The sequence below is a fragment of the Pseudomonas sp. KB-10 genome (genome assembly GCF_018221585.1).
GTDB classification, from domain to species: domain Bacteria; phylum Pseudomonadota; class Gammaproteobacteria; order Pseudomonadales; family Pseudomonadaceae; genus Aquipseudomonas; species Aquipseudomonas yangonensis.
In genome coordinates this window covers 653,667-663,636 of record NZ_QYYB01000003.1, presented here as the reverse complement: position 1 = coordinate 663,636, position 9,970 = coordinate 653,667, and the positions used below count along the sequence as shown (strand labels likewise).

12 protein-coding genes and 1 pseudogene are annotated in these 9,970 nt (G+C 63.9%); 3 read left to right on the top strand and 10 right to left on the bottom strand.

All coding sequences use genetic code 11. From position 1 onward, the window contains the following. Positions 1-11: 11 nt before the first annotated feature. Both DXK50_RS25180 and DXK50_RS11720 read left to right on the top strand, forming a co-directional pair. Positions 12-131 (top strand): DUF2790 domain-containing protein, encoded by a 120-nt coding sequence (locus DXK50_RS25180; RefSeq protein WP_349292095.1) that lies wholly within the window; start codon positions 12-14, stop codon positions 129-131. Positions 132-167: 36 nt separating this feature from the next. Continuing rightward, positions 168-1,184, top strand: coding sequence for an alpha/beta hydrolase (locus tag DXK50_RS11720; protein ID WP_212630425.1), 1,017 nt, complete (start codon positions 168-170; stop codon positions 1,182-1,184). Positions 1,185-1,329: 145 nt separating this feature from the next. On the opposite strand, the gene DXK50_RS11715 is transcribed toward DXK50_RS11720, so the two are convergent. The 6 genes from DXK50_RS11715 to DXK50_RS11690 all read right to left on the bottom strand — a co-directional run bounded on the left by DXK50_RS11715 (position 1,330) and on the right by DXK50_RS11690 (position 6,523). Then, a complete protein-coding gene (locus tag DXK50_RS11715; RefSeq protein ID WP_212630424.1) occupies positions 1,330-2,697 on the bottom strand; it encodes an aspartate aminotransferase family protein in 1,368 nt (455 codons plus the stop codon). Positions 2,698-2,720: 23 nt separating this feature from the next. Further along, the gene (locus tag DXK50_RS11710) at positions 2,721-4,067 is read right to left on the bottom strand and encodes a glutamine synthetase family protein (protein ID WP_212630423.1); all 1,347 of its coding nucleotides are present in this window, start codon (positions 4,065-4,067) and stop codon (positions 2,721-2,723) included. A gap of 28 nt (positions 4,068-4,095) precedes the next feature. Then, positions 4,096-4,653 (bottom strand): helix-turn-helix domain-containing protein, encoded by a 558-nt coding sequence (locus DXK50_RS11705; protein ID WP_212630422.1) that lies wholly within the window; start codon positions 4,651-4,653, stop codon positions 4,096-4,098. A gap of 1 nt (position 4,654) precedes the next feature. Next, complete coding sequence (locus DXK50_RS11700; RefSeq protein ID WP_212630421.1) at positions 4,655-5,944, bottom strand: NAD(P)/FAD-dependent oxidoreductase; 1,290 nt, start codon at positions 5,942-5,944, stop codon at positions 4,655-4,657. Between the two features lie 113 nt (positions 5,945-6,057). Continuing rightward, positions 6,058-6,357, bottom strand: a complete 300-nt coding sequence (locus DXK50_RS11695) for an antibiotic biosynthesis monooxygenase (RefSeq protein WP_212630420.1) — start codon at positions 6,355-6,357, stop codon at positions 6,058-6,060. Between the two features lie 19 nt (positions 6,358-6,376). Next, a complete protein-coding gene (locus tag DXK50_RS11690) occupies positions 6,377-6,523 on the bottom strand; it encodes a hypothetical protein (RefSeq protein WP_177323702.1) in 147 nt (48 codons plus the stop codon). A gap of 327 nt (positions 6,524-6,850) precedes the next feature. On the opposite strand from DXK50_RS11690, the gene DXK50_RS11685 reads away from it, so the two are divergent. Beyond that, on the top strand, positions 6,851-7,798 hold the full coding sequence (locus tag DXK50_RS11685; protein WP_212630419.1) for an AraC family transcriptional regulator: 948 nt from the start codon (positions 6,851-6,853) through the stop codon (positions 7,796-7,798). Between the two features lie 98 nt (positions 7,799-7,896). Here the strand turns inward: DXK50_RS11685 and DXK50_RS25500 are convergent. The 4 genes and pseudogenes from DXK50_RS25500 to DXK50_RS11665 form a co-directional block, all read right to left on the bottom strand. After that, positions 7,897-8,004: pseudogene (locus DXK50_RS25500) on the bottom strand (acyl-CoA dehydrogenase family protein); the annotation flags it as partial. A gap of 23 nt (positions 8,005-8,027) precedes the next feature. After that, positions 8,028-8,126 (bottom strand): acyl-CoA dehydrogenase family protein, encoded by a 99-nt coding sequence (locus DXK50_RS25175; protein WP_074676714.1) that lies wholly within the window; start codon positions 8,124-8,126, stop codon positions 8,028-8,030. Between the two features lie 32 nt (positions 8,127-8,158). Further along, on the bottom strand, positions 8,159-9,307 hold the full coding sequence (locus DXK50_RS11670; protein ID WP_212630418.1) for an acyl-CoA dehydrogenase family protein: 1,149 nt from the start codon (positions 9,305-9,307) through the stop codon (positions 8,159-8,161). A 67-nt stretch (positions 9,308-9,374) separates the two neighbouring features. Beyond that, complete coding sequence (locus DXK50_RS11665) at positions 9,375-9,953, bottom strand: eCIS core domain-containing protein (protein ID WP_212630417.1); 579 nt, start codon at positions 9,951-9,953, stop codon at positions 9,375-9,377. Positions 9,954-9,970: the final 17 nt, after the last annotated feature.

Sequence of the window (9,970 nt, the reverse complement as noted above, 5' to 3'; positions counted from 1 at the left end):
TCTCCATCGACGTGCCCAACAGCGCCCAGTGCGAAGTGGTCACGGCGAAGATGACCTACCGCAACAGTGCGGGTGAGGTGGAAACCCTCAGCTACGAGCAACTCTCCAGCGTTTGCACTAACCAGAACTGACAGCCAGCAGCCCAATTGATCGAAAGGAGTTTGACCATGAAATTCTCTCGCACTCTGACAGCCGGGCTGCTCGCCCTGGCAATCAACAGCAGCTTCGCCGCCGGCAGCCCCGGCGTGGAGCGCACCACCCAAGGTTTCCTCGACGCCCTGGCAGCAGGTGGCGGTCAGCCGCTGGAAACCCTCTCGCCGAAAGATGCCCGCGCTGTGCTGGTGGGGGCTCAGGCCAGCGTCGAGGTGGACTTGTCCGGCATCAAGGTGGACACCCGGGTGATCCAGGTGAATGGCCAGTCGATCACTCTGAAAGTGGTACGCCCTGAAGATGCGCGCGGCGTCCTGCCGGGCTTCATGTTCTTCCACGGCGGTGGCTGGGTTCTGGGTGATTATCCGACCCACGAACGCCTGATCCGCGACCTGGTTGTGGGTTCTGGCGCCGCTGCCATCTACGTCGACTACACGCCGTCGCCCGAGGCCAAGTATCCGACCGCGATCAATCAGGCCTATGCCGCGACCAAATGGGTCGCCGACAATGGCAGTCAGATCGGCGTCGACGGTTCGCGCCTGGCCGTGGCCGGCAACAGCGTTGGCGGTAACATGGCTGCCGTGGTCGCCATCAAGGCCAAGGAAGCCGGCACGCCGAAACTGCGCGCCCAGGTGCTGCTGTGGCCGGTGACCGACGCCAACTTCAACAACGCGTCTTACAACCAGTTTGCCGAGGGCCACTTCCTGACCCGCGGCATGATGGAATGGTTCTGGGACAACTACACCACCGACCCGAAGCAGCGTAACGAGATCCATGCCTCGCCGTTGCGCGCCAGCCTGGAACAGCTCAAAGGCCTGCCGCCGGCCCTGGTGCAAACTGCCGAGATGGACGTGCTGCGTGACGAAGGCGAAGCCTACGCCCGCCGCCTGAACGCCGCCGGCGTGCCGGTGACCGCCGTACGCTACAACGGCATGATCCACGACTATGGCCTGCTCAATGTGCTGGCCGAAGTGCCAGCGGTACGTACCGCCATGGACCAGGCCGCGCAGACGCTGAAGAACAGCCTCAAGTAAGCGGCTGAAAAACGAAACCCCGCGACCGGTAACGGTGGCGGGGTTTCTCTTGCTCGTCCTTCGCAGCTGAAGCGGAACGCCGCCCAGCCGCTCCTATGCCAAGGCTGCTGCGCCTTTAGGAGCGGCTTCAGCCGCGAATCACGCGTTACGCCAGACCACGGATCTGCTCCCAGGTCAGATCCAGGCACCTGCGTGCTTTCTCCACCAACTCATCCACTTCCGCCTGGCTGATCACCAATGGCGGCGCAATGATCATGGTGTCGCCCACCGCGCGCATGATCAGTCCGTTGTTGAAGCAGTGGCCACGGCAGATCATGCCCACCCCCAGATCACCCGAGAAACGCTTGCGCGTGGCCTTGTCCTGCACCAGTTCGATGGCGCCGAGCATGCCGACGCCACGCACTTCGCCCACCAGCGGATGATCCGCCAGTTCACGCAGGCGCTTTTGCAGGTAAGGCGCGGTATCTGCCTTGACCCGCTCAACTATGCCCTCGTCCTTGAGAATGCGCAGGTTCTCCAGCCCTACCGCAGCCGCCACCGGATGACCGGAATAGGTGAAGCCGTGGTTGAAGTCGCCGTGCGCCTCGATCACATCGAACACCTTGTCGCTGACGGTCAGCCCGCCCATCGGCACGTAGCCGCTGGTAAGGCCCTTGGCGATGGTCATAAGGTCCGGCTTGAGGTCGTAGTACTGGCTGCCGAACCATTCGCCGGTACGGCCGAAGCCGCAGATCACCTCGTCGGCGACGAAGAGAACGTCGTACCTGGCCAGGATCTCCTTGATCCGCGGCCAGTAGGTCTCGGGCGGGATGATCACGCCACCGGCGCCCTGGATCGGCTCGGCGATAAAGGCGGCAACGTTCTCTTCACCCAGTTCGAGAATCTTCTTCTCCAGCTGATCGGCGGCCCAGATGCCGAACTCCTCGGGCGACTGGTCGCCGCCCTCACCGAACCAGTAGGGCTGCGGAATATGGGCGATGCCCGGAATCGGCAGATCGCCCTGCTCGTGCATGAACTTCATGCCGCCGAGGCTGGCGCCGGCCACGGTGGAGCCGTGGTAACCGTTCTCGCGGCCAATGACGATTTTCTTGTTTGGCTGACCCTTGCACGCCCAGTAGTGGCGCACCAGGCGCAGCATGGTGTCGTTGCCTTCGGAACCGGAGCCGGTGAAGAACACGTGGTTCATGCCGGCCGGCGCCAGTTGGGAGATGGCATGGGCCAGCTCCAGCACCGGCGGGTGGGCGGTCTGGAAGAAGGTGTTGTAGAACGGCAGCTGACGCATCTGCGTCGCGGCAGCTTCGACCAGTTCCTCGCGGCCGTAGCCGACGGCCACGCACCACAGGCCGGCCATACCATCGAGGATCTTGTTGCCCTCGCTGTCCCACAGGTGCACGCCTTTTGCCTCGGTGATGATGCGCGGACCCTTTTCGGCCAGCTGCTTGTAGTCACTGAACGGCGCCAGGTGGTGGGCCTGGCTCAGGGCCTGCCAATGTGCGGTTTTCGAGTGGTTCATGTCGCCTCCTTCTATCCGTGACATCACAGGTACCAGCGGTATTCGCGCGGGCTGATGTCGTGCATGAAGGCCAGGTGATCCTGGCGTTTGTTCTCGCAATAGACCATGACGAACTCGCTGCCGAGGCCGGCGGCGACGCGCTCGCTGGCCTGCATGCGGCGTACGGCGTCGAGCATGTCGTTTGGAAAGCCGACACCGCTTTGGCGGTCGTCATTGAGCGGTGCGATGGGCTCGACCTGGGCATCGAGCCCCTGCTCGATGCTGGTCAGCAATGCCGCCAGCACCAGATAGGGGTTGGCATCGGCACCCGGCAGGCGGAACTCCAGGCGCAGGTTGCGCGCGTCCGACTCGGGAATGCGCACGCAGGCGTCGCGATCCTCGAAGCCCCAGCTGGCCTTGCTCGCCGAGTTCACCTGGGCGCCGAAGCGACGGTAGCTGTTGTGATTCGGTGCGTAGATCGGCATCAGCTCCGGCAACAGTTCCAGACAGCCGGCCACGGCATGACGCAACGGACGCTGCCCGTCACGAGCCAGCAGGTTGTCGCCAGCCTCGTCGTACAGGCTGACATGGATATGCATGCCGCTGCCCGGATACTGCAGGTACGGCTTGGCCATGAAGCTGGCGCGATGGCCATGCTTCAGCGCCACACCGCGGGTCAGCCGGCAGAACAGCGCCGACCAGTCGGCGGCCTGCATAGGATCGGCGTTATGGCTGAAGTTGATCTCGAACTGCCCCGGGCCGATCTCGGCGGTGATCACCGTGGTATCGATGCCCTGCAGCCGCGCGGTCTCGCTGATGTCGTCGAGCACCTCGGCGAAGCGCGAGAGCCGCTCGATGTGCATGTTCGGCTGGTCGTCGGCATCGCCGCTTACGTCATCGCGCGGGTACTGCGGCAAGCCGTCCTTGAGCGCCTTGTCGAATAGGTAGAACTCCAGCTCGAACGCCACCACCGGGCGGATGCCGCGCGCGGCCAGGCGCTGCACCACGCGCGCCAGCACCTCGCGCGGCTCGAACTCGATGGGCGCTTCGGTGCCGTCGGAGCTGATCAGCATCTGCCCCAGCGGCTGGCGCTCCCAGTTCACTAGCTTGAGCGTGCCGGGAATCAGCCGCCGAGGCGCGTCCGGATCGCCATCGTGAAAGCAATAGTCGCCGATCTCGTAGAGCCCGCCCTGGGCACCCAGCAGTACGCAGTTCTGCGGCAACTTGAGGGCACTGCCGGCGGCGACCTTCTCCAGCATCTCGATGGGATAGCGCTTGCCGTAGAAATGCCCGGGGATGTCCAGGCAGATCAGGTCGACGAAGCGCACCTCGGGGTGGGCCTGGCGGAATTGGCGGACTTCATCGAGCAGCTCGACTCGGGTGGCATTCATTATGATTGTTTCCGGTTCACGAGTAGGTTCAGGTGTAGATCCACAGCACGCGCGCAGGCGTTTCACCCTGGTTGGCATAGCGCAGGCGCGCGTAGCTCGGCACCTGGAAGGCATCGCCGGGATACAGGGTGGCGCTCTGTTCGTGCTCGCCCAGCCACAGGGTCAGCTGGCCTTCGAGCACGTAGCCGGCCTGCTCGGAGCGATCGCTCATCTGCCGCTCGCCACTGCTGGCACCGGGATCGAGCAGGCTGTCGACCACCATGAAGGCGCCCTGCAGGGTGGGCGATGCCATGATGTCGGTGATGCCGCCGGCCAGATACAGGGTGCGGCGCTCGTCCGGTCGGGTGACCCAGTCCAGCGCCTTGGGTTTGGGCAGGTTGTAGAAATAGGTGGTGGGCACGTCGAGCGCCTCGCTGATCGCCGTCAGGTCCGCCACCGTGGGGCGCGACAGGCCACGCTCGACCTGCGACAGAAAGCCCACGGAACGGCCAATACGTTCGGCCAGCTCGTTGAGGGTGACCTTCTTGTGCTTGCGCAGGTCGTGAATCAGGACAGCCAGCGCTGCCATTTCTTCGTTCTTGTCCATCTCAGAAATAGTCTCTAAGTCGGTACCAGGCCTTGCCGACAGCCTCCAGCGGCGCCGCCAGGCGCTCGCCGAAGGGAAAGGCGGGATTGCGCAGTTGCCGGTACAGCGCCAGCTCATCGTCATCGCCGAGAATCGCGTCACTGACCGCCCGCGCCGCCGCGAGCGTAGGCAACACCCCGTGGCCGGAGAAGCCCTGCAGCCAGTAGCGGCCATTCTCGCCGCCGAAATCCGGCGTACGAGCACGGGTCACGTCGATATGCCCACCCCAGGCGAAGTCGATGGCCACGCCCGACAGTTGCGGGAAGACGCGTTCGAGGAATGGCCGCGTCGCCGCCGCCATGTCCTTCGGCAGGCCGCCGAGATAGGTGCAACCGCCACCGAACAGCAGGCGGTGATCGGGCGTGCGGCGGAAGTAATCGAGCACGAACTGGTTGTCGGTGACGCAGGCATTGCGCGGCAACAGTGCCTCGGCCCGCTCGGCGCCCAACGCTTCGGTGGCGATCTGGTAGGTGCCGACTGGCAGGATGCGCCGCGCCAGGCGTGGCTCCAGATCGTCGATATAGGTATTGCAGGCCAGCACCAGATTGTCGGCCTGCACACTGCCCTGCTCGGTACGCACCCGGTAGCCCGCGCCATGGGCCTCCTGGCTCAGCGCGCGACTCTGCTCGAAGATCTGCCCGCCGGCGCGGACGACAGCCTCGGCCAGGCCGAGCGCCAGCTTGAGCGGGTTGAGATGCCCGGCCTCGGGGTCGTAAAGGCCGGCGTGATAGCGCTCGCTGGCGACCCACTCCGGCATCTGCTGGCGGGAGACGAACTGCAGCGCGCGGTGCCCCCACTTGTAGGCGGCCTCCTCCTGCCATTCGTGCAGCAATGCTACCCGCCTTGGCAGCACCGCCGTCCACAGATGGCCACGGCGGTAATCGCAATCGAAGCCATGGCGCTGCGGCAATTCGCGCAGCTCCCGCGCAGCCCAGGCCATGCCGTCCCAGAGGCGGCGAGCACGCTCGATGCCAAGCGCTTTCTCCAGCGGCGGCATATCGCAGGACCAACCGAGAATCGCCTGCCCGCCGTTGCGCCCAGACGCGGCCCAGGCCACCCGGCTGGCTTCAAGAACGATCACCCGCCGCCCAGCCTCGGCCAGGCGCAAGGCGGTATGCAGGCCACTGAAGCCGGCGCCGATGACCAGCACATCACACCGCAGTTGCCCCTGCAAAGCGGGATACGGGGTCAGTCGATCCTTGCAGCTATGGGCGTAATAACTGTCGACGTGCTCACTGGCGTGGCGAAACATAGACGGCTCATGAAATTTAAAATAATTAATTTCATGAAAATCTATAGAGATAAATTCACAAAGGCAAGCTCGAGCGGCTTGTGAGCCCTGCGAAAGACTGCCTGAAACCGACCTCAGGCCACCTGTTGCTGCAGCTCCACAGCGCATTCGAGATGGCTGAACAGCGCTTCGTCTATCGCCTGCGCCAATACCCGGCGCAGACCTTCGCTGCCGAGAAAGGCATCTCGCGCCGCCGCCGAGCGCCATTGCCCTTCTACCTGCCAGGTCAGCGAATCACTGCGCAGCGAGAAAATCCGCAGGCGCAGGCAACCGGGGATGTCCCGACCTACCTCATCCAGCCGAGCCAGGCACTGCCCCAACCGGGTCGAGCGATCCTGGCGGGCGCGAACGGTCATACGGTGAATGATGCTCATGGCAACCTCCTGGAATGAGTCAGTACATACCGGCAGCATTTCGCTGCAACACATGTGGCGCCGCTTGCGGCTCGGCGAAAACCGCATCGCCGGCGGTGCGGGAATCGAGCCAGGCCGTGGCAAGCAGCAATAGCGTCAGTGGCGCGATCAACCATTTGCTGGACATGGTTCGCTCCTTGATTGACAGGTGGGGCACCGCTCAGCGGGTACATCGCTAATGCATGGCTTCGAGCCGACGCAGAGGAACGGCGCGATGGCTACAGAGATTAAGACGAAGGTCACCAGGGCGTTAGTCGATTACTGGCAGATTCTTGCCTAAAACTGCAGCCTCAGAATTTGCACCAGGCAGGTGCACAGCGTTGCAGGACAGCTTGAAATACTCTGTATCACCCGCCATTTGCCCATTACTGGCAAATATTTGCCTAATCCTGCCACCCCTCATGACTTGCCTGAAAAACCTGGCTAGGCTTCGCTGACTTCCAGGAGGCTCATCATGCAGTCACCCCTTGCTACCGCTGCAACCCTCGATACCCCACTCGCTGAACTCAGCCACGAAATGGCCCGCCTGGTTGAGCGCTTCGTGCCTGACGACGGCTTGCACCTGACGGCCATTCCAGGCCTCAAACTGGCACGCGCCACCTCGCCAAGCCTGCCGATGCAGACGGTTTACGATCCCTGCCTGTGCATCATCGCGCAGGGTCGCAAGGAGGTACGTCTGGGCGACGAGCTCTATGTCTACGATCCGCTCAATTATCTGGTGGCGTCGGTGATGCTGCCGGTCACCGGCCGGGTGATCGAAGCCAGTCCGGAGGCGCCGTACCTGAGTCTCGCGCTGGAGATCGACCCGGCCCTGATCAGCAGCCTGCTGACCGAAATGCCACCCATCCCGGCGCCTGATGCAGCCTCGCAACGCGCCCTGTTCCTCGACCGCCTCGATCCGCGCCTGCTGGATGCGGTGATCCGCCTGCTGCGTCTGCTGGAAACCCCGCGCGACATCGCCATGCTGGCGCCACTGGCCCTGCGTGAGATCTTCTATCGGATGCTGCTCAGCCCGCAGGGCCATCGCCTGCATGAAGTGGTGATAGCGGACAGCCAGAGCCAGCGCATATCCAGGGCCATCGAGTGGCTGCGCAAGAATTTCGACCAGCCGCTGCGCATCGAAGAGCTGGCCCGCGAAGTCAACCTGAGCCCATCGACCCTGCATCACCGCTTCAAGGCCGTCACCGCCTTCAGCCCGTTGCAATATCAGAAGCAACTGCGCCTGCAGGAGGCTCGCCGCCTGATGCTGTGCGATAACCTCGAGGCGGCCGCGGCCAGCTACCGCGTGGGCTACGAGAGCCCTTCGCAGTTCAGCCGCGAATACAGCCGCCTGTTCGGCGCCCCGCCGCAGCGCGATATCGCTCGCCTGCGGCAGGCGGCGCAGAACCAGGTGGCGTCCTGAATGCCGCGCTGGACCACGCGCCCGTGGGAGGCGCTTTAGCGGCGAGCTTTTCCGCCCTTTGTTAAAGATCGCGGCTAAAGCCGCTCCTACGATACCTGCTACAACCCCATCTGCTTGGCGATGATCTCGTTCATGATCTCGCGCGTGCCGCCGCCGATGGAAAGGATGCGGTTGTCGCGGTACAAGCGCTCGACGAGAGATTCGCGCCATTGAGGCCCAAATGCCGCCTCTACAACCCCATCTGCTTAGCGATGATCTCGTTCATGATCTCGCGCGTGCCACCGCCGATGGAAAGGATGCGGTTGTCGCGGTACAGCCGCTCGACCAACGATTCGCGCCATTGAGGCCCAGATGCCGCCTCTACAGCCCCATCTGCTTGGCGATGATCTCGTTCATGATCTCGCGGGTGCCACCGCCGATGGAGAGAATGCGGTTGTCGCGGTACAGGCGCTCGACGAGAGATTCGCGCATATAACCCATGCCACCCATGATCTGCACGGCATCGTAGGTGAGGCGGTCGGCGATATCGGTGGCGTAATTCTTGGCCATGGAGATTTCCTTGATCACGCTCCTGCCGGCTGCCATCTGCGCGGCCTGGCGGTAGGTGAACTCGCGGGACACCTCCAGCTGCGTGGCCATCTCGGCCAGGCGGTGCTTGAGCACCTGGAACTTGCCCACCGGCTTGCCGAACGCCTGGCGCTCGCGCGCCCATTTCAGCGACTCCTCCAGCGCCAGCTGCGCGGTCATGTTGGCCATGATCGCCAGGCTCAGGCGCTCGCTCTGGAAGTTGGCCATGATGCAGGCGAAGCCGGCGTTCTCCACGCCGATCAGGTTCTCCACCGGCACCTTGCAGTCGTCGAAGAACAGCTCGGCGGTGTCGGACGCCCACCAACCCATCTTCTTCAGCTTGCGGCCGACGCTGAAACCCGGGGTGCCCTTCTCCACCAGCAACAGGCTGACGCCGCCAAAACCTTCGCCCCCCGTGCGCACCGCCACCGTGTAGTAGTCGGCGCGTACGCCACTGGTGATGAACGTCTTGCTGCCACTGATGCGGTAGTGATCGCCATCGCGCACGGCGCGGGTCTTGAGATTGGCCACGTCGGAGCCGCCCGATGGCTCGGTCACCGCCAGTGCCATGATCTTCTCGCCGGCCAGCACCTGCGGCGCCACGCGCTCGCGCACGGCGGGCTTGGCCCACTTGACGATGGGCGGCAAGCCGATATCCAGCGAACCGAGCCCGGCGACCAGGCCGCCGGAACCGCAGCGCATCAGCTCCTCGCTGGCCGCGATCTTGGCGAACACATCGCCCTCATGGCTGCCGCCGTACTGCTCGGGATAGCCGATACCGAGTATGCCCGCCGCGCCCGCCTTCTGATATAGCTCGCGAGGGAATTCCTCGGCCTCCTCCCACTCATCGATATGCGGCAGGATCTCGCGCTCGACGAAACGCCGAACGGAGTCGCGAATCAACTGATGGGAATCATCGAAGTACGACTGAGGGGCGGCCATACGGGGTTCTCCCGTTATTGTTTTGGCCACCCTAACCTAGCGCTTGCTTGGTTTTCAAGCAGGCGTTTTATTTTTGCTCACGCAGCGCCTTTCTCACGCGCTCGCCCATTTCGTAGGCCGGCCCTTCGACTGACTGAAAGTTGCGCGTATAACGTTGGGCAAAGCCGTCGGTGCCCCAGTCCCGGTACTGCTGCACATGCCAGAGCTCATGCGCCCAGAGTACGGGATCCTCGGCAGCTGCCTGCGCATCACGAAACACCACCACATCCACCAGCGTCACGGCCTGCACGTCCGGGTTCTGCAGCATGACAGTGGCGGCGTCCATCTCGTCGGTGATGCCCACGCGAAAGCGTACTTCATCGAGCAACGCATCGTCGTAGAAGGGCGCGAGCTGCGCGCGAATCATCAGGGGGATCGGCTCGGTACCGGCCCGCAGCGCCGCCTCGCGCGATTGCAGCAGCCAGGCCTCCAGGCGCGCCGCCGCCATCTTCAGACCATCTTCACGAACGCGTACCGGATCGGGCACGCACAGACAGGAACCGCCCAGGCAGACCTGTATCTGCCCGGTCGGGCATTGGGCCTGGGCGACCAGGGGCGCTCCCAGCAGGAGCAGCAGAGCGATGCGGCGCAGAGTGTCGGTGATCACAGGCACTCCGAGTTGGA